At 35.8% G+C, this 18,351-nt stretch carries 20 protein-coding genes and 1 tRNA gene; 2 read left to right on the forward strand and 19 right to left on the reverse strand.

The window, feature by feature from the left end; genetic code table 11:
- Window positions 1–149: 149 nt before the first annotated feature.
- From IIC38_07440 to IIC38_07485, 10 genes are all read right to left on the reverse strand, one after another.
- Window positions 150–226: transfer RNA gene (locus tag IIC38_07440), tRNA-Pro, on the reverse strand.
- An 81-nt stretch (window positions 227–307) separates the two neighbouring features.
- On the reverse strand, window positions 308–934 hold the full coding sequence (locus tag IIC38_07445) for an XTP/dITP diphosphatase (GenBank protein MCH8125778.1): 627 nt from the start codon (window positions 932–934) through the stop codon (window positions 308–310).
- Complete coding sequence (locus IIC38_07450) at window positions 935–1,135, reverse strand: hypothetical protein (GenBank protein MCH8125779.1); 201 nt, start codon at window positions 1,133–1,135, stop codon at window positions 935–937.
- 12 nt (window positions 1,136–1,147) lie between these two features.
- On the reverse strand, window positions 1,148–2,455 hold the full coding sequence (locus tag IIC38_07455; GenBank protein MCH8125780.1) for a GAF domain-containing protein: 1,308 nt from the start codon (window positions 2,453–2,455) through the stop codon (window positions 1,148–1,150).
- Between the two features lie 191 nt (window positions 2,456–2,646).
- Window positions 2,647–3,702 (reverse strand): serine protease, encoded by a 1,056-nt coding sequence (locus IIC38_07460; GenBank protein ID MCH8125781.1) that lies wholly within the window; start codon window positions 3,700–3,702, stop codon window positions 2,647–2,649.
- Window positions 3,703–3,719: 17 nt separating this feature from the next.
- Window positions 3,720–4,358 carry a zf-HC2 domain-containing protein gene (locus tag IIC38_07465; GenBank protein ID MCH8125782.1) on the reverse strand — a complete coding sequence of 213 codons (639 nt, stop codon included), beginning with the start codon at window positions 4,356–4,358 and terminating at the stop codon, window positions 3,720–3,722.
- A gap of 20 nt (window positions 4,359–4,378) precedes the next feature.
- On the reverse strand, window positions 4,379–5,005 hold the full coding sequence (locus tag IIC38_07470; GenBank protein ID MCH8125783.1) for a sigma-70 family RNA polymerase sigma factor: 627 nt from the start codon (window positions 5,003–5,005) through the stop codon (window positions 4,379–4,381).
- 25 nt (window positions 5,006–5,030) lie between these two features.
- On the reverse strand, window positions 5,031–6,035 hold the full coding sequence (gene holA, locus IIC38_07475; protein ID MCH8125784.1) for a DNA polymerase III subunit delta: 1,005 nt from the start codon (window positions 6,033–6,035) through the stop codon (window positions 5,031–5,033).
- Between the two features lie 13 nt (window positions 6,036–6,048).
- Window positions 6,049–6,162, reverse strand: a complete 114-nt coding sequence (locus IIC38_07480; protein MCH8125785.1) for a methionine/alanine import family NSS transporter small subunit — start codon at window positions 6,160–6,162, stop codon at window positions 6,049–6,051.
- Window positions 6,159–7,616: a sodium-dependent transporter gene (locus IIC38_07485; GenBank protein MCH8125786.1), complete on the reverse strand. Its 1,458-nt coding sequence runs from the start codon at window positions 7,614–7,616 to the stop codon at window positions 6,159–6,161. The genes IIC38_07480 and IIC38_07485 overlap by 4 nt, the downstream gene beginning before the upstream one ends.
- Window positions 7,617–7,893: 277 nt before the next feature.
- On the opposite strand from IIC38_07485, the gene IIC38_07490 reads away from it, so the two are divergent.
- A complete protein-coding gene (locus IIC38_07490) occupies window positions 7,894–8,361 on the forward strand; it encodes a response regulator (protein ID MCH8125787.1) in 468 nt (155 codons plus the stop codon).
- A gap of 188 nt (window positions 8,362–8,549) precedes the next feature.
- The gene (locus IIC38_07495; protein ID MCH8125788.1) at window positions 8,550–8,990 is read left to right on the forward strand and encodes a hypothetical protein; all 441 of its coding nucleotides are present in this window, start codon (window positions 8,550–8,552) and stop codon (window positions 8,988–8,990) included.
- Between the two features lie 58 nt (window positions 8,991–9,048).
- Here the strand turns inward: IIC38_07495 and IIC38_07500 are convergent, their stop codons facing one another.
- The 9 genes from IIC38_07500 to IIC38_07540 form a co-directional block, all read right to left on the reverse strand.
- A complete protein-coding gene (locus IIC38_07500) occupies window positions 9,049–9,549 on the reverse strand; it encodes a ferritin (protein MCH8125789.1) in 501 nt (166 codons plus the stop codon).
- Window positions 9,550–9,906: 357 nt separating this feature from the next.
- Window positions 9,907–10,671, reverse strand: a complete 765-nt coding sequence (locus IIC38_07505) for a tetratricopeptide repeat protein (GenBank protein MCH8125790.1) — start codon at window positions 10,669–10,671, stop codon at window positions 9,907–9,909.
- The gene (locus IIC38_07510) at window positions 10,672–12,555 is read right to left on the reverse strand and encodes a protein BatD (GenBank protein ID MCH8125791.1); all 1,884 of its coding nucleotides are present in this window, start codon (window positions 12,553–12,555) and stop codon (window positions 10,672–10,674) included.
- A gap of 3 nt (window positions 12,556–12,558) precedes the next feature.
- Window positions 12,559–13,299 (reverse strand): tetratricopeptide repeat protein, encoded by a 741-nt coding sequence (locus IIC38_07515; protein ID MCH8125792.1) that lies wholly within the window; start codon window positions 13,297–13,299, stop codon window positions 12,559–12,561.
- Window positions 13,300–13,325: 26 nt separating this feature from the next.
- Window positions 13,326–14,357, reverse strand: coding sequence for a VWA domain-containing protein (locus tag IIC38_07520; protein MCH8125793.1), 1,032 nt, complete (start codon window positions 14,355–14,357; stop codon window positions 13,326–13,328).
- Between the two features lie 15 nt (window positions 14,358–14,372).
- On the reverse strand, window positions 14,373–15,368 hold the full coding sequence (locus IIC38_07525; GenBank protein MCH8125794.1) for a VWA domain-containing protein: 996 nt from the start codon (window positions 15,366–15,368) through the stop codon (window positions 14,373–14,375).
- Window positions 15,369–16,466 (reverse strand): hypothetical protein, encoded by a 1,098-nt coding sequence (locus tag IIC38_07530; protein ID MCH8125795.1) that lies wholly within the window; start codon window positions 16,464–16,466, stop codon window positions 15,369–15,371.
- Between the two features lie 12 nt (window positions 16,467–16,478).
- Complete coding sequence (locus IIC38_07535) at window positions 16,479–17,402, reverse strand: hypothetical protein (GenBank protein MCH8125796.1); 924 nt, start codon at window positions 17,400–17,402, stop codon at window positions 16,479–16,481.
- A gap of 60 nt (window positions 17,403–17,462) precedes the next feature.
- A complete protein-coding gene (locus IIC38_07540) occupies window positions 17,463–18,341 on the reverse strand; it encodes a DUF58 domain-containing protein (GenBank protein MCH8125797.1) in 879 nt (292 codons plus the stop codon).
- Window positions 18,342–18,351: the final 10 nt, after the last annotated feature.

Genomic DNA, 18,351 nt, shown 5'->3' on the forward strand with positions numbered 1-18,351 from the left:
GATAAACAACAGAAAATCCTTTATGAAAAATCTTTTCTTATTAACAAAACTACGAAAAATAAACTTAAACTAACCGGTGCACTTTTATCTTGCATTTAACCACTACCTGCTACTAGTAATTCCTGACTTAAATGGAATAGTTACAAGAATGGTCGGGGCGAGAGGATTTGAACCTCCGACCCTCTGCTCCCAAAGCAGATGCGCTGCCGGACTGCGCTACGCCCCGATTTTTTCAAAGATCATAATTTATGTTTTAGGTAACTAAATTTCAAACAATTTTGTTCATATTTCTCTTCATTTAATTATTTTATTTTTGATGAACTACCTTTGCTTCAAAATACTCAGATAAATAGGGTTTAATTTTAGTTAAAGCTTTCCCGCGATGGCTGATGTTATTTTTCAATTCAGGCGACATCTCAGCAAAGGATTTTCCATATTCAGGGACAAAAAAAATGGGGTCATAACCAAAACCATCTTTGCCTTGTGGAGAATGAATAATTATTCCTTTGCAAACATCTTCAATGGTAAACTCATGTTCACCATCTACAAAAGCTATAGCGCAGCGAAATTGGGCTCCTCTTCTTTCTATAGGAACATTTTCCATTTCATTCAATAATTTTCGAACATTATCTTCATAACTCGCTGATGTTCCCGCGTATCGACTCGAATATACACCTGGAGCGCCGTTTAGCTCACTCACTTCCAGCCCGGTGTCATCTGCTATTGATGGCAAGCCCGTCGCTTGAAAGGTTCCTCTTGCTTTTAGCAAAGCGTTTGCTTTTAAGCTATCACCAGTTTCTTCCATTTCCGGAAAATCCATAAAATCATTTTTGCTCAAAATATTTAGTTTTAAATTATTAAGCAGCATTTTGATTTCATTCAATTTGTCTTCATTATTGGTAGCTACAACTATCTTTTGAAGATTTATATCCATTTAGAGCGAGTAAACCTCTTTTTCATTGCATTTACATAAATTAACCATTTTTTGGCTGAACTTCCAGCTTCCTGAAGAGTCAGATTGAAAATATTTCACAGATTTGACTCTTTTATATTCTCCATTACAGACCGGACAGGTATTGGTTGATGCCTTGGCTTTTTTAGCCATTTTGTCTGCAAATGATATACTTTTTGCCACGTTTCCTCCAATTTATTGTTTGTTAATAATTATTTCTGTTTGAATTGACGAATCTGTCATTACAGAAAAAGCCATCCCAAAATTAGAAGCCAGAATCATCAAAATATTTTGATCCCATTCCGTGTAGTATTCAGGCTGTCTAATTTCAAGGCTTATAGTTCCAAATACTTTATTTTGAAAATTTATCGGGACACCGAGAAAAGATCGCAAACCATAATTTGATTTATCCAACTTCGAATAACGCGGTCTGAATAAATCTCCTTTCTCCAAGTCGCCAAGTAACAAAGGTTCATTTTTACGAATTACCCACCCATTTATACCCTCAGAAAGCGGGAATCGATATCCTTCCGGCATACTATCGTGTTGACCGAAAACTTTAACCACAACTCCTTCATCTTGGTTTTCTTGCGCAACCATAATAATTGAAAGACGATCATAATCAAACACCTTTTTACAAGCTTTTCCAATAGCTACATATGTGTTACCCTTAGAAAAGTCATCATTTAAACTATCCAGAAACACTTTTTGAGCTGAAATAGATTGATTAATCAACCTAATCTTTTCCCGCTCACTGATTAACTCGACACCCTGGCTGATCAATTTTTCAAAAGATGTAAGTAAATCCACATCATTATCACTGAAATCGTTGGCGGCTAGACTATCGATACACAAAACGCCCTTGATCTCGCCGCTGATTGTCATTGGAACACCGAGAAAAGATCGAATTTCAATTGGCTTTTCATAATATTGTACCGGTTGACCGGATGGAATACTTTTTTCACATATAACCGTTTTATTCACTAACACGCTACCAGGAAGTGTGCCATCCCGATCAATATAAGTCCCAGCTTTCAAATCACGACTGTTGCTTGAACAAAACTCAACTTGCAGTGCCTTAGAATGATTATTCCATAAAAAAACGACTGCCGAATTTGCAGCAAAAGATGCCTGAATAATTTTTATTATATTTCCAAAAAACTGGTTAATCTCTTGATAAAAATCAAATTGCTCTTCTTTTTCACTTGACGAGCTTACCGAAAATTCCGTTATTGATTGAATCGCAGAATTTGTTTGTGTAATTTCATCTGAAACATTTTCATATTCACTCTCCGATTTGACTTGGTCATTCCAGAGTAAATAAAACAATGCAAGACCTAAACCTAGAATAACGAATCGTAATATCCAGATGATATATGGTTCTTTGAAAAGAACAGAAAGAAAAAGGCCCACAATAAATAGTAACGCAAGCAGGCCTAATAAATAACGTTCATCAAATATGTGCCAGATTGTTTGCTTATCAGAGTCTGTAGAACTCCTCATTCAATGATCCTATTTTATTGAATCATAAATATAGTAAATTAACCCTGATTTTCAATATAAATAATTGAAAAACAAACAGCTTAAAAGCAACTATTTTTTTTGTTTGAGGATGAATAAATAGGTTAAATTGAAATTCAATCACAACAATCGATTGAAAAAGGGAAATAAACCTTAAAAGCCCCTAAGTTTTTTTATTTCTTTGGTATAATTAAACGGGGAGCAAATTTTATACTAGTTTGAATAGTTTCATTACCTCGCTTGATCTTTAATTTAATTTGATCATCCACACTACTATTTTTTATTTGAGACCAAATCTCAGAGATACTCTTAACTTCTCTTTCATTAAACGAAACAATTTCATCCCCAACTTGGATACCGGCTTGTGAAGCAGGGCTATTATCTTGAATTTGACTAATTTGGAAAACCCCTCTTTGTTGGGAATCCTCCATAATTGTTAATCCAATCCATCCTGCCGGTTTCACTCTGTCAACAAGTTGAGCGATTCGAGGGAGAAGAGAGCCAATTGGGACTACTACATATTCATCATGGTCTACTATGCCGGTATATTTGGATAACTCTTGCGTCACTTCAATTTTTGCGGCTAAAATTCCAACAACCTGGCCATTCAAATTAAAAACGGGCGCCCCGGAACAACCATTCCATGCACGTGCACCAATCAGGACATAGCCATTATCAAGGATCCCTTCAACAAGGCCAAGCGCAACGGCTGGACCATAACCGAATGAAGAACCCATAACATAAATCCAACTTCCAAGTCTCATTCCCGAATCATGAGCAAAAGATGGATTTGCAATAGGAATTCGATTAATTTTCAGTACTGTAATCCCATTGGGTTGTTCACCTAATATTTCTGCATCAACCTCTTCACCTGTAAATAATCGAACGAATATCTTATTTTTATTTTTGACTATGCTAGATCTTGTCAGGACGATACCTTGTGAATCCACAAGTAACCCTGAACCTACATTTTTATAGTAAACTGGCTTTATGATCGATCTTGGATTTTGGCTAGAATCTGCAGATTGGACCGTTTCTTCATCATACATTTCCTGTGATACACCGATTACGGTTACAACATACTGTTGGGAATATGAGATTAACTTTTGCAACTCAGTCTCTAGTGTATTAAAAGCCGGGCTTTGCGCCATGGCGGAAGAATTAATACCAGACAGGAGTAGTACAATTACAGCCCTCAAGGTATATTTTATCTTAAAATTAATCCGCATATTTATCCTCGAACTAGTTAAAAAGTTACAGTCTGAAGATTAGTTAGTAGAATCCGGTTTCTATTAGCATCCGTTGTCAAAGGTAGTTGCTGTTCAAATCTTTTAATAGATTTCGCATGGCTCCATTCCGAATCCTTAAGAATATCTTTTTCTTTCACTTTTTCAAGAATATATATTAATTTCTCTGTGCTTTTTTCTTGATCAAGAACAATTGGGTTTTGATCGGGAATTATAGTACGAAGTTCCTGGAGTGGAGTTGGAGATACTGAACTACTGAAGGGTTGTCTATTTTCATTGGAGTGATGATAAATATCATAAGATATATATGCAAAAAATAGCACGACCGCTAAAGAATAACCTAATGCAGGAGTTGTTTTTGATTGGAAAAACAGTACAATTTTATCAATAATAGTTTCAGATTCATGTTCAAGTTCTTTTCTAAGTCGACTTCTTAAAACAGCCTGAAATGAATCAGACGTCTTAACTTTCTCAAGATTTTGTAGATGATGACTTAGCTCTCCCATGCGATTAAGAACAGAATAACACTCAACACACGTTTTACAATGCTGTTCCAAGTTTAGTTTTTCGCCATTATCGAGAGCCCCCTCCAAATAATCTGATATTCTACTCGTGATATCTTCACATTTTGACACCATTTCCTCCTTGAGGTTAATTTTTATTTTTTATCCATTAGAAATTTAAGTTTTTCCTGTAATCGCAATCTTGCGCGATTCACTCGTGACTTAACTGTCCCAAGTGGCACATCAATAATCTTACTGATCTCTTCATATGAAAGTTCCTGAATATCCCGCAAAATAACCACTTCACGAAACTTAGGAGAAAGCTGCTGAATTTCCCGTTGAATAATCTCGTCATACATACTTGAATTAGTATTTTTTTCCGGACTTTGAGATTCATCGGAGATTTCATAATCTTTATCCTCAAAACCAATTTCACTCAAAGAGTAAATGTTTCTTTTCTTCCTTTTACGCAACTCTGTTTTTGCCAAATTTCCAGCAATAGTATAAATCCAAGTAGAAAATTTTGCAATTTTTTTATATGCATGTTTATTTCTGAACACTCGCAAAAATGTTTCTTGTACAACGTCTTCGGATTCGATTGAATCTCCTAAAAATCGATAAACAAAATTCATTAGAGGATCTTTGTAACGCTTTACTATTTCATCAAATGCAAGAATTTCCCCTTGTTGAAATGAAAAAATCAAGTCTTCATCATCCTGTTCAGATAACTCTAACCTCCGTTGTTTAGCTTGTAAATAATTTTCTTTTGTTGACAAAGCCATTTTCTTATCTATCGGATGACAACTGTCAAGCCGCTTTCATTTGATTCAAAATTTGAAACACCAAAATCTCCATTACAATTTTGGGTTTCTGGTAACTGATTTTCAAGTTTTTATCGGCCTCGAGCAATAATACAAAACTAGTGTTAATCTCAGAATCAGTATATGATTTCGCTTGTCTGATTGTTGCATCTAGAAAATAAGGATGCACACCTAATTGTTTAGCCATATCACTTCTTGGAATTCGCTTTCTAATTAATTCTCTGGCTCGAATAAGCACTGTAAAAAAACTCGTCAAGGATGAAACAATATAAACAGGTGATTCTCCCATCTCAATCATTCTTCGCAAGATGGTTAGACTTTCCGAAATCCTTCTGTCTCCTATCGCATCTCGAAGTTGAAAAATATTGTAATTCCTGGAAATCCCAACCAATTTTTCCACATCATCTTCTGATATAATTTCCTTATCGCCAGTGTAACTAATAAGTTTTTCAACCTGGCTAATTAATTCTCCGAGTGAATTTCCAGATTTGGATTGAAGAAGATTGATTGCAGCAAGCGATATTTTTTTCCCTCGCTTTTCAGAAAATTGTGAAATATACATTGGTACCTGGTTATCATAGGGGGGTTTACATTCAATACATTCTGCAAAGTTCCTCAAAGAAGAATAAATCTTATTACGAAAATCTATCTCCTCCGCTACTAAAACCAATATGGTTTGTGAAACCGGTTGTTTACAATATTTTAGTATCAATTCTTTACCTGGTTGAGACAGTCGCTGATAATTCTTAACTACGACAACCCTTTTCTCTGACATCATAGGTATGGTTAATACAGTATTCACAATTTTTGCAGCATCTCCATCATCTCCGTAAAATATATCTCGATTAAAACTAGAGGTTTGACTGGTGACATATTTGGAGAAAATAATGTCCAAAGCCTGGTTTTTGAAATAATTTTCGGCTCCGTAAAAAAAGTAGACAGGGAATACTTTTCCGGAATTGAACTGTTTGAGGAATTCTTGAAAGTTCATTTTTATTTATTATTTAATCCGACTGAGCTTGTCGTTCTTTTCGAAAGGCTATAACAATTAGTGCGGCAAAACCTCCCCATACAATCGTCAAAAGTAAAATCATAAATACAATGGCTAGTGGTTTCATTGCGCCTCCATATGAATTTTGTTCACTATTTTTTTATTAAATAACATAAACAAACCTATCGCAATTCCCCATTGAAATATACAAGTACCCAGACTAAATGGTTTGAATGGATTCCACCAACTTTCTGGTTCGTAGACCGTTACCGATTGATAGGACCACCAAACGATTAAAACAACAAACTCGATTGGAATGACATATTTTATCAAAAAAGAATACCACTTCCCAACTCGCAAATCATTAGGTGCAGTATTCACCAATTCTGTTCTAAATTTTTCCGCTCCGAATTTTCTTACTGCTAATGCAAAAAAGAATCCGCTTAACATCAGACCCAGGCCCCAATTCCAATCCTGGTTATCAAAAAAATCCAAAGATAGCGCCGATGGTACACCAAGCAGCAATGTGCCAAGCCAAACAAATTTAACCGCTTTTTGTCGTTCCATGCCAAAATCCATAAAAATTCGAGCAGTCAATTCAACCATTGGGATTAGGGAAGAAAGCGCTGCAATAAACAAAGCAAAGAAAAACACAGTTGAAAATAAACTTCCCATGGCCATTTGGTTGAACAATTGAGGCATCCAGATAAAGGTAAATCCCTGGTTACCCTGGCTCATTACTTCCAGGGCTTTGGACTCTCCTAAAATTGAAAACACAGTTGGAATAATTGCTAATGCCACAATCAGTGAAGCCGAATTATTCCCCAAACCAACAAGATAGGCATTCAAGTTTACATCTTCTTTTTGTTTCATATACACAGCATATGTAAGAATTAATCCCCAACCAGCCCCGGTTGACCAGGCTGATTGTGACAAAGCTTGCAACCATACCTGGTAGTCTAAAAGTTTATCGAAATCCGGATTAAAAAGGAAATTCAAACCTGCCAAAGCATTTGGCAGGAATAAAGCGCGGGCAGCTGCTATTATCAATAATATAAATAATAATGGCACGAAAATTTTTGCTGCCTTTTCAATTCCTTTTACAATTCCCTTATATACCACAATTCCGGCAAATGAAATAGCAATTAAATGGACCAGTAATGGCCAATATGAAGTAGAAAACCAGTTCCAGTACGTTTCATAATCGCCTGTAGTTGCAAGCTTTCCGGAAATCGATTGAACAAAATAGAAAAGGCTCCATCCGGTTACAACTGAATAATAAAACATAATTCCCATTGTACAAAATCCGACGAAGCTTCCCATCCAGGCAAATTTTCCACCCATTATTTGGGCAAAGGATCCAATCGTCCCTTTACGTGTATGTTTACCGATTGCAAATTCCGCAATCAATAATGGAATGGACCAAATGAAAAGGAAGATAATCCAGGGAATTAAAAATGCACTACCGCCGTTTTCTGCCACAATTCTTGGAAATCGCCAGATATTTCCTGCACCTACTGCCATGCCTATTGCTGCTAAAATCAAACCCCATCTTGAAGTAAATCTTTCAGGAACCGACATCTACGCTCCTAATTTCGTCATTTCAAATGAGAACAAATTTTCAGATATAGAAAATTAATTTAGATAAATTTTGATCAAAGTCAATATAAATTCAATCATGGATTTGGTAATACTATTAACACATCCATTTGTTAATTTGTGTTTTAGTTTTCTTCATGCGCATAAATTTAATTACCAACCTGGACGATAATATTGAATGGAAACCATTCGTTTTAGTTAGTTAGATGGTTTCGTAATTCACAAAAAGAACTGTGGAAAGTACAAGAGGAAAGTAACAATGGATAATATTTTAATAGTGGATGATGAAGAGGATATACTGGAGTTATTATTTGATGTTGTGAAAAAATGGGGACACTTACCTATCATAGCAAGAGATGGCGAAGATGCCTTGCAAAAAGTACAGGATGTTCCTATAGACCTTGTTTTATCTGATATCCGAATGCCTAAAATGGATGGCATGACTTTTCTGGAAAAACTAAAAAAAATAAATCCTAATCTAACAGTGATTTTACTAACAGGCTATCCATCAGTGGAATCAGCCGTTCTCTCCATGAAAGAAGGCGCGTACGACTATCTCGTCAAACCCATCAATTTAGACGAACTAAAAGAAAAAATTGATCGCGGGTTAGAAAGATCAAAACTTAGCCATTCATTAAAATTATTAAAAGGTGTCAACTGGTCATTATTAATATCAATCCCATTCTGGTTGATCTTGGGAATCTTCCTCGCTAGATTATTGCGGTAATCCTAGGTTTAAGTCTCTAATCTGAATAAATGAGGTTCTTAACACAAGAAGCTGACATTAAATTCGGATTTAATATTAGTCTTCAAAAAAATATTTTTAAAAATTCATTTATTACTGCTTGTAAATATCCTTAAATCTTTTATTTTAAGTAAATGTAAGTTTACACATCACTTAAATAGGAGTAATAAATGCTTTACCAAACCCTGTATTATGTACATGCCGTAATAGGTTATGCCATAGCCCTTTATGCTTTACTGCTATATTGGCTGGACTATAGAATTGGGAGAATTGAATCTAGTTCAACTGAATATCAACAATTCAACCAAACAATGCAAAAAATCCACCGAGGGATAAGTTTTAGTGCAATTGTTGCATTCTTGATTGGTGGATATATGGGAACTCCATTTTTTAAGGTTGGAGCGTTATGGATTATCTTAAAACTAATCTTGTTTATTGTATGGATGGGGATAATGGGTGTACTTGGAACAAAAGCGCTCAAGCTACGAATGGAAACAGATAAGACAAATGAATCCTTGGTTCTTGCCCAGAAAAAAATGAACCTTTACAAACACATGCAATTAATTATTATTGCTACAATGTTCTATTTGGTTTATACTAAGCCTTTATGAGTTTTTCGACTAATGCAAAAATTAAACGGGAAGCCTTCATTGACTTCCCGTTTATTTCCTATCCGCTTGTTTGTTGTCTTTGCCCTAACTCTCGATCAAGTAAATATAACCCTCTACCATCAGTACCAATCATTTTGATCGTAGCCAATATGGATTTAAAGGTTGCTTCTTCCTCGATTTGTTCCGTCACAAACCAATTCAGTAAAATTAAAGTCGCATAGTCTTTCTCTTGATTAGCCAGGTCGACAAGTTTGTTTATACATCCTGTAATATGTTGTTCGTATTCGAGGGCTTTTGTAAATATGTCCATAACAGAATCATAATTGACCGGAGGTTGAGCGACAGCCGGCACAATCGCCCTAGCGTCTACATTGAATAAATGCTCATAAATTCGCATTCCGTGAGCATTTTCCTCTTCAGCTTGCTTCCTAAAAAAAAGTGCGGTTCCATTTAAATCATTGGCCGAACACCAGGCTGAAATAGCCAAATAAATTGCCGAAGAGTCAAACTCTTCTTTAATATGTTCATTTAACATTCTTTCCATTTTTTTACTAATCATTCAATTATTCTCCTTTTTAATATCTTCATTTTGATGAATTAAATACTAGTTTGAATAAAACTAAGACTAACAATTAGCGAAGCTTCGCCTCAAACCAACAAGAAAAACAAACTTAATAAACTCGAAATGTTAATATCGAAATCCTAAACAAATTCCAATGATAAAATTCCAAATATACCAAACACAACGAAGAATCCTATTGTGGAGAGTAAATCAGTTTTGCCTGTTTTTAATTTTGTATCATTCGAATTTTCGATATTGTTTGGAATTTAGGATCTCGAATTTTAAATCAAAGTAGTTTTATTTCATCGCAAAAAAACTTGACTCAAAATCAAAGTTGTTTTTCTGATAAAACATTTAAATTGCTTCGATGGCCAAAGATTCAAGCCATCCTTCTTTACCATCTGAAAGCCTGATCTCGATCCAATCACCTCGTCGATCCGTTATTTTAACTTTTAAACCTTCATGAATCTTAAATATCTCAGTTCCATCAGAAGATGGGGCGCTTCTGACATCAATCTCACCTTCCATAACGATGGCATCAACTCTTTTATGAAATACTTTGGAAATAAATAAAAAAGAAAAGAGGATTAGAATAACAACAAATCCATATGACAGTGTCTCAAATATCCTCCGGAGCGAACCGGGTTTAATTAGAAGCCAGATTATCAAAAAAGTAAAAAAACAGATATAAATAAAAACTGTTAATAAGGTAAGAGAATGCAGGCTAAAATAATTTCTCATATCATTAATGAATTTTACATAAAACAATTCCGGGATAGATGGTATTTTATCAACTACTTGTAAATTAGTAATTTGTAAGTTGAATTTTATATCTTCATCATTTGGTTTCAGTCGCGAGGCTCTCTCATAATTCAAAATCGCCTGCGGATTTTTTCCCAATTTATAAAAAGAATTACCAAGATTATAATATAATTCTGCACTTTCATACTCCATTCCCAGAATTTCTTCGTAAGCGCTTATCGCTTCCTCATACTGGCCATTTTGATAATATTTGTTTGCCTCATTAAATTTATGTTCTTGATGATCTGCATAGACATGGCCGCAAAATATCAAAAGAAAGCATAAACAAACTTGAAATATAGTTTTTCGAATGATCATTTAACTAAGATCTGATTTTTCCAGTTTAGATATTGCGGAAGTCGCTCGATTATAGAATTGTTGCATACCTTCTGGCGTAGCATTCGAAGGTGCAAATCTTTGGAAATCACACTCATGCACAATGGATAGCACCTCTTCAACAACTTCCTTTTTAACTTTTCTTTCACTCAGCTTTTCTTCAACTTCATCACTATTTAATCCAGCCGCTGATAAGTTCAGTTTGTCTGAGATAAATCCAAACAAAGCTTTCGAGATTTCAGCATAAAATTCTTTTTGTTGATCGGTTTTTAATATTTTGTGGGCTCCTGCTAGTTTCTTCTTAGCCATCTGATTCGCACGTCGATTTCTCGCAAAAGCGACATTCACTTCCATTTTCCCTTGCCTTTGGCGGTAAAATAATGTGCCACCAAAAGCAACCAGGGGGATACCAAGTAAAAGTCCAAAAAGAAACGATTTATAAAAATGATTTCCTATCTTTTGAAATTCAACCGGACTTTCCTTAATAAAACGAATATCCCTACCTATGAATTTTATCTCTTCACGAGTTAACCCGCTTGTGATTGGCGCACCCGTTCCCGACGATGCTTTCGCTTTGATCACAAATTCAGGTGTTTCCAGCCTCTTATAAACAGCAGAGTTTGGATCGAAATATACAAAGGATATGGGTTTAATCCTGTGTGTCCCTGCAAACCTGGGAATAAAAACATATTCGTATACCTTTTCACCACTTATTACATCACCGCTCCGATTTATTTTCTGGCTTATTTCCGGTTCATATATTTCAAAGCCTTGAGGAAATTTAAATTTTGGCTCAGGAAGTATTTTAATATTTCCACTTCCTTTGATTTTTATCTTCAGGGTAATCGCCTCGTTGGTTGACACTTCATTCTTATCCAAAGTTGCATTCCAACTGAAACTGCCAACGGCCCCACTAAAATCTGAAGGCCTGCCCTCCAGAGGTAAGGGTTTAACTGTAATTTTAAGTGGCTCACTTGCAATGGTTGTCCGAACCCTTTGACCAAAAGGACTACTACTACCAAAAAAATCCTCAAAAATATCACGACTTCGTCTTCGTGATCTGAGCCGAACTTCACAATCTATTTCCATCGGCTCTAAAATTTTCTCCCCTGCTTGGGTAGGAAAAAGTGCAATCTTTTTGATTTCAGCTACAAGAAATCTTTTACCATCTATAATTTCTTCATAAGTATTTGGCTGTTTGGGAATCTCAAATTCTTCAGTCCAAAAACCGATCAGATCAGGCGATTTGGTCAGGCTGTAATTACTCACCTCAACCCTAGTATAAATTTTATACGTAACGACAACAGGTTCATATCTAAAAACCGTATTCTTATCGATTTCTGCGGCTAAATATAAATTCCCTTCAAGCTCATCTTCCGGTTGAATACCGCCACTCCTTGAACCCCAATTCCGAGCAGTTAAAGGCGGGGTAGTACCCTTAACGATTTCAATTTGAATTGGCCTTGAACGATATGTATTTCCGTTGAAATTTATCGTGATTGAGGGAATTTCAAATTTGCCTTCAGTGCTAGCAATATAGTTGTAGGTTGCACTCTTTGAAACTGACATTCTGCCATTTATTGACTGAAAACTGGATGTGGTACCTGAGTTCCCGGATAAAATGGCAAATGATGATAAATCCGGTGGATTGGGAATCCCTACGGATTGAGCTTCCTTTCCGGATATTTCAATTGTTAAAGAGAATTGTTGGTTGTTTGCTACTTTCGTGCGGTCGACTAAGGTTCTCAGCGTTAAATCCTGACCAAAGAGGAAATGTGGAATTGTAAAAAAGAATAAAACAAGGAAATAAAGACCACCTGAATTTAAATTTTGAAATTTGATATTTGTATTCTTATTAAAAGTCATTTCTTACCAATCTTTTTCGACGCGATACCGCCCTTTACTCTTAACTTTCCGCTTTTTCTGAATATCCTTTTCATCATTCTTTAAGGCATCTAAAATTCGCTCAGCATCTTCTTTTGACAATTGTTCAGAGCTCTGTTGGTTTTGTTGCTCACCCTGCTGCTCTTGTTCCTCATCACCTTGCTGTTGTTGTTGTTGCTGCTGCTGATCTTGCTGATCTTGCTCATCGTCTCCTTGTTGTTGCTGCTGATTTTGTTGGTCTTGCTGTTGTTGCTGTTGTTGTTGGTTCTGTTGATCCTGGTTCTGCTCATCTTTATTATCTTTTAATTTACGGCGAACATATTCTAAATTATACTTGGCGTCGATATCGTCAGGATTCATTTTCAATGCTTGTTGATAGGCAAGGATACTCTCTGGTAATTTTCCCAGTTTATATAGAGTGTTGCCAACATTATAATATGTTTGTTGTTCTAGTTGCAAATCTTCACTTCCCATAACTTTTTGGTATTCTTGTAATGCCTCTTCATATTTATTCTTTTTGAATAATGTATTGCCAACGTTGAATTGAATTCTATCATTTTCAGGATCAGACAAAAGAGCATCTTGATATTTATTTAATGCCTGATCATAGTTCTTCTCAGCAAATAATTCATTACCATTTTTTACCCTTTCCCTGGTAGATTGGGAAAACAGAATAGTTGGTAAAATCAAAACAAGTAAAACAATTGTATATCTGAACAATTTCATAATATCACCTATTTGGTCTAATAAGTTTACTCAAACCTTCCTCTCCATTCGGTTTTTACTTTTTTCCGTTCCGGAATAAATAGATCGGCCAATAACAAGAATAGGCCGATGACTAAGAAGTATTGAAATCGATCTTCGTACTGTAAAAAGATTCGTGACGATAATTCTTTTTTATCCATTTTATCTATATCTTCATAGATTTTGGAAAGTTCCATTTCTGCGGGTGTAGCATTATAATATTTACCATTCGTTTGAAGTGCAATTTTTTCGAGAGTGAATGGATCCAATTTAGAAGTAACTACATTTCCTTTTTTGTCTTTCTTAAATCCCACTTGCTTCCCATATCCATCAAATTCAGGGATCGGAACTCCTTGCGTGGAGCCGATTCCTACTGTATAGATTACGATGCCTTCTTTTTCTGCAATCTCTGCAGCTTTCATAGGATCCTTTACAGTATCTTCTCCATCTGTAATGAGAATCAATACTTTATGTTTTCTTTCCGTCACTACAAATGATTCAATTGATTTTTCTATTGCTTTGCCTATAGCGGTACCAGGCTTTGGAATTAAGCCCGGTTCAATAATATCCAGGAATATTTTTAGCGCGCCATAATCTAAAGTAAGCGGACATTGTACAAATGCTTCCCCGGCAAACACAATTAATCCAATACGATCACCTCGCAGTTGACGTATAAGTGTTGCTACTTCATGCTTTGCTTTGGTCAACCGGTTGGGTTTAATGTCCTCCGCCAACATCGATTTGGATACGTCAATCGCAACAAAAATGTCAACTCCCTTGCGCTTTATTTCTTCCAGTTTTGTACCAATTTGAGGCCGGGCAAGGGCAACAAGAAAGAAGAATAGTGATAGAATCAAAAGCGCTTTTTTCCAATTTTGTCGTTTTGGACTTTTTGACAGCATCAATTTTTCCATTAATTTTATATTGCCAAAACGTTCAAGGGCTTTCATTTTTGATTTTTGGACCCAAATAAAAAACAGGAACAGAACCGGTACAAAAAAAAGAGTATATAAATATTGTTCGCTTGCAAATCGAAACATTGTAATCCTGAAATCTTATGGTATTTTCTTGAATTTTGTATTTGATAATAACATTTCCAACCCAAACAAAATCAATCCCAAAGAAAGAAAAATTGAAAACAATTCGCGATAACGAGTGTATTCTTTAACTTCAATTTTGGTTTTTTCTAATTGACCAATCTCATCAAAAATTTTCTCAAGAGAACTTTTATCTATAGCCCTGAAATATTTCCCACCTGTCATAGATGCTATCTTTTGCAAAAGGTCCTCATCAATTTCAACTGGTAAGCGTTGATATCTTTTCCCAAACACGGGATCTACAATAGGGTACAAGGCAGTACCTTTGCTTCCTGCGCCAATGGTGTAAATCTTTACGTCCAACGCTTTGGCAATTTGTGCAGCCGATAAAGGGTGTAATTCGCCGGAATTGTTACGGCCATCGGTTAAGAGAATAATCACTTTGCTCTTAGATTTACTATCACGAAGGCGGTTAACGGCATTTGCAATAGCCATTCCGATTGCAGTGCCATCTTCAACCAAACCTATTTTTACATCTCTTATAAAGTTTAACAAGACACCATAGTCTAACGTTAGCGGACATTGCGTATAACTTTCTCCGGCAAAAACCACCATACCGATTCTATCGCTTGTTCGACCTTTTACGAAATCCTGCGCGACAAGTTTGGCAACTTCTAATCTATTTTTGGGCTTAAAGTCTTCCGCCAGCATAGAACTGGAAATATCCAAAGCCAAAATAATATCGATCCCTTCGGTTGTAATTTCCTCTTCTTTGCTGCCGGATTGGGGTCTCGCCAACGCAATAATGATTAGTCCCATCGCCAACAGCCGAAGACCGAATAAGATATGCCTATAAAAATACCATCGAGATTTGCCGGCAGACTTAATGATATTTAAATTGGAATATTGCAAAGTTACAGTTTGTGGAGAACGCCGTTTGAAATGCAAAAAGAGCAATACCGGCAAAAGCAGTAATAATAATAAAAAATACGGATCGGCTAATCGATACAACATCTAATTATTTTCCTTATTCAAATCTGACGGAGGCTCTTCTTCCGTAACAATTGCAACTTCAGGTTGTTGATTCTCTTCATTTTTCATCTGATCTAAGTCAACCACTTTCACTTCATCTTCCGTCGTTTTTTCTGGTAGCTCCAAACCTAGCTCATCTACCCATTTGGTCTCATCTACAATACGAATGGCTGACTTCATAATTTCATTATTTTCTTCATCAGCCGGAATAAACTTTGCGAATTTAACCAAGTCGCAATCGGTAAAAAACATTTCAAAAAGCGATGCATGTTCGGAAGATAAATCCGAAGTATTAAGTTCAATCATCAATTCCATAGTGGTAAGCTCAAGTGCGATAATTTGAAATCGTCCTTCGATATATTTCCGAATAATTTCCGATATTTCCGAATAATAAAGCTTAATTTGACCCTGTTCAAGAACATCCGAATTTTGTAATGATTTAAGTTCTTCATAAGCGATTTCATGGGGAGGCCTGGGTATTTCAATTTTTTTCGGTAAAAATGATTCACCTTTTTTCCGCTTCCGTAAATAAATAATCAAACCGATTATAAGGAGAATCACAATTAATGCGATCGATCCGCCAATAATAATGGGCCCCCAATTGAATAGGATTTCCCAGGGTGGTTTAATATCTTTGATATCGCCTTCTTCGCTGGGCTTAACGCTTTCTACCGTAATATTAATGACTTCCGTTTTGAGGGTTTGTTCAGTTGAGTCCGGTGGGATAAAATACCTGACACCAACAGGTGGTATCTCAAATTCGCCAACTTCAAAGGTTGAAATTGTATAATCAACCCGGTCAATGATTTTGCCATCTTTTTTTTCAGGTTCATGAATGTTATAATCACGAATTTCGAATTGTCCCAGGTTTCCACCCAGGCTTGGAAGTTCAACAGATACATCCTCATCTCGGGTAACAGATACTGAATAGGTTATGATATCCCCAATGGTTATTGTCGTTTTATCAACACTCGCAGACAGCGAAATGTTTCCCTGACCAAATCCATCGGAAGCAAAATAGAAATTAAATAAATAAATGAGAATTAAAGTTGAGTATATTTTTTTGTAACCAAACGTCATCAATCTACCAGTTTATTTTATCAGGTCATCATAAATTACGACTTTTTCAGCTTGAAATAACGAGGAAATCAATTCATTATATGCTTTTTCTTGTCGCTCAAAAGCTAATTTTTGTGCTGCTTGTTGACCCGCTTCTTCGAAGGACAACATCCGTTTAACATTTCCATCTTCATCTTTTTCCGCAAAATCATCTTTATGTGCATCATAATATAGTTTAACATCATCTTCGGTGATTTTTACTTTTTTACTGATTTCTTCATCCAACAGCTTTGTTACCATAAAGGTTTTTTTTGCTTGAAAAACGTTTTCCAAAACTTGACTATCATTGTCGAGTCCCTGTCGTTTGGCAGAATCATACAATAATTCTGTTGCCAGATATCTGCGAAGAAATTCAATTTTATTATCAATCCTGATATATTGTGACCGGAGTTCAGGTGGCAATTTACTGATTTCAAAATCCAGGTCTCCCAATGTGATATCTCGATTGCCAATCTTAGCGATGACTTCTCCTGGGCGACTTTTTTGGGTCTGTCCTTCAAACGATGTGCTTTCCTTCAACGCTTGTTGAGCATCGGCGGGTCTTTGTAATCTCTCTAAACAGGCGATGACTTTTTTGTTCACTTTCGAAATAAGTGGGCTTTCCGGATATAAAGTTTTGATTTTCAAAAAATGTGCAAGTGAATTTTTATAATCACGCATACGATCAAAATAAATATTAGCTATTTGATAGGTAATATTCGCTTGTTCTTTTGGCTCCAGATTGTAGTTTTCGAGATAAAACCGATATTGATCGACTGCTTGCTCAAACAGCTGTCGATTATAAAGTTCATTGGCAAATTCTCGTATTTTTTCAGCACTGAAATCCGGCTGGGAACTGGAACTACAACCCGTCAAAACTCCCAACGAGAAAACAAAAATCAAATTGCGCAATGGCATTGTTATTTATATTCCTATTCTTGGTTTTTAGAATTGCTTTTTTCTTTCATCGTTAAATAACTATCTGAACCGTTTCGCTCGCATGCGAAAAAACCGCATTAAAGGCTCCGCGTAAGCTTGATGTGTAAAAATATCAATATGATCAATATTCATTGATTTAAATAATTTTTCACGTTCAATTTTAAGAGCATTTGCTTTCTGAACAAAACCGGTACGGATATCGGAACTGTTAGTATCAACCATGAAAATTTCACCAGTTTCAGCATCTTCGAATTCAATAAATCCAACCGCGGGCAATTCCGTCTCTCTTGGATCAGTGATTGTGATTGCAACTACATCATGACGTTTATTCGCTATTTGTAGCGCTTTTTTATAATCCTCTGATATAAAATCTGAAACCAAAAAAACAACACTTCTTCTTTTTGCTATGTGGTTTAAAAATTCCAGGGCTCCGGCGATATCGGTTTTTGTACTTCGGGGTTTGTGAAATAATAATTCTCTTAGCACGCGAAGCACATGACTTTGGCCTTTTTTAGGCGCTACAAATTTTTCGACTCCATCTGTAAATATTATCAAACCGACTTTGTCATTATTTTTGATTGCAGAAAAAGCCAGCAGTGCACAAATTTCAATTGCAATTTCACCTTTCATTTGTTCAAAAGTGCCAAAATTCCCGGATGAGCTGACATCAACCATTAAAATGACCGTTAATTCACGCTCTTCTTCAAATACTTTAACAAAAGGATGACCCATTCGTGCCGATACGTTCCAGTCAATTACACGGATGTCATCACCTAGAGTGTATTCACGTACTTCGGTAAAGTCCATCCCTCTTCCTTTGAACACCGAATGGTATTGTCCGGAAAATACATCGTTTACCAACCCACGGGTTGTAATTTCGATGCGTTTAACTTTTTTAAGTATTTCTTTTGGAATCATATTATTTTTT

Source organism: candidate division KSB1 bacterium (genome assembly GCA_022566355.1).
GTDB lineage: Bacteria > Zhuqueibacterota > JdFR-76 > JdFR-76 > DREG01 > JADFJB01.

What these genes read in the sequence shown, in the direction of transcription:
- IIC38_07515 (MCH8125792.1), bottom strand. Translation starts at nt 13,299, where the DNA reads ATGAAATTGTTCAGATATACAATTGTTTTACTTGTTTTGATTTTACCA.
- IIC38_07455 (MCH8125780.1), bottom strand. Translation starts at nt 2,455, where the DNA reads ATGAGGAGTTCTACAGACTCTGATAAGCAAACAATCTGGCACATATTT.
- IIC38_07465 (MCH8125782.1), bottom strand. Translation starts at nt 4,358, where the DNA reads ATGGTGTCAAAATGTGAAGATATCACGAGTAGAATATCAGATTATTTG.
- IIC38_07445 (MCH8125778.1), bottom strand. Translation starts at nt 934, where the DNA reads ATGGATATAAATCTTCAAAAGATAGTTGTAGCTACCAATAATGAAGAC.
- IIC38_07535 (MCH8125796.1), bottom strand. Translation starts at nt 17,402, where the DNA reads ATGCCATTGCGCAATTTGATTTTTGTTTTCTCGTTGGGAGTTTTGACG.
- IIC38_07540 (MCH8125797.1), bottom strand. Translation starts at nt 18,341, where the DNA reads ATGATTCCAAAAGAAATACTTAAAAAAGTTAAACGCATCGAAATTACA.
- IIC38_07470 (MCH8125783.1), bottom strand. Translation starts at nt 5,005, where the DNA reads ATGGCTTTGTCAACAAAAGAAAATTATTTACAAGCTAAACAACGGAGG.
- IIC38_07525 (MCH8125794.1), bottom strand. Translation starts at nt 15,368, where the DNA reads ATGTTGTATCGATTAGCCGATCCGTATTTTTTATTATTATTACTGCTT.
- IIC38_07500 (MCH8125789.1), bottom strand. Translation starts at nt 9,549, where the DNA reads ATGATTAGTAAAAAAATGGAAAGAATGTTAAATGAACATATTAAAGAA.
- IIC38_07490 (MCH8125787.1), top strand. Translation starts at nt 7,894, where the DNA reads ATGGATAATATTTTAATAGTGGATGATGAAGAGGATATACTGGAGTTA.
- IIC38_07495 (MCH8125788.1), top strand. Translation starts at nt 8,550, where the DNA reads ATGCTTTACCAAACCCTGTATTATGTACATGCCGTAATAGGTTATGCC.
- IIC38_07505 (MCH8125790.1), bottom strand. Translation starts at nt 10,671, where the DNA reads ATGATCATTCGAAAAACTATATTTCAAGTTTGTTTATGCTTTCTTTTG.
- IIC38_07530 (MCH8125795.1), bottom strand. Translation starts at nt 16,466, where the DNA reads ATGACGTTTGGTTACAAAAAAATATACTCAACTTTAATTCTCATTTAT.
- holA (MCH8125784.1), bottom strand. Translation starts at nt 6,035, where the DNA reads ATGAACTTTCAAGAATTCCTCAAACAGTTCAATTCCGGAAAAGTATTC.
- IIC38_07520 (MCH8125793.1), bottom strand. Translation starts at nt 14,357, where the DNA reads ATGTTTCGATTTGCAAGCGAACAATATTTATATACTCTTTTTTTTGTA.
- IIC38_07460 (MCH8125781.1), bottom strand. Translation starts at nt 3,702, where the DNA reads ATGCGGATTAATTTTAAGATAAAATATACCTTGAGGGCTGTAATTGTA.
- IIC38_07510 (MCH8125791.1), bottom strand. Translation starts at nt 12,555, where the DNA reads ATGACTTTTAATAAGAATACAAATATCAAATTTCAAAATTTAAATTCA.
- IIC38_07480 (MCH8125785.1), bottom strand. Translation starts at nt 6,162, where the DNA reads ATGAAACCACTAGCCATTGTATTTATGATTTTACTTTTGACGATTGTA.
- IIC38_07485 (MCH8125786.1), bottom strand. Translation starts at nt 7,616, where the DNA reads ATGTCGGTTCCTGAAAGATTTACTTCAAGATGGGGTTTGATTTTAGCA.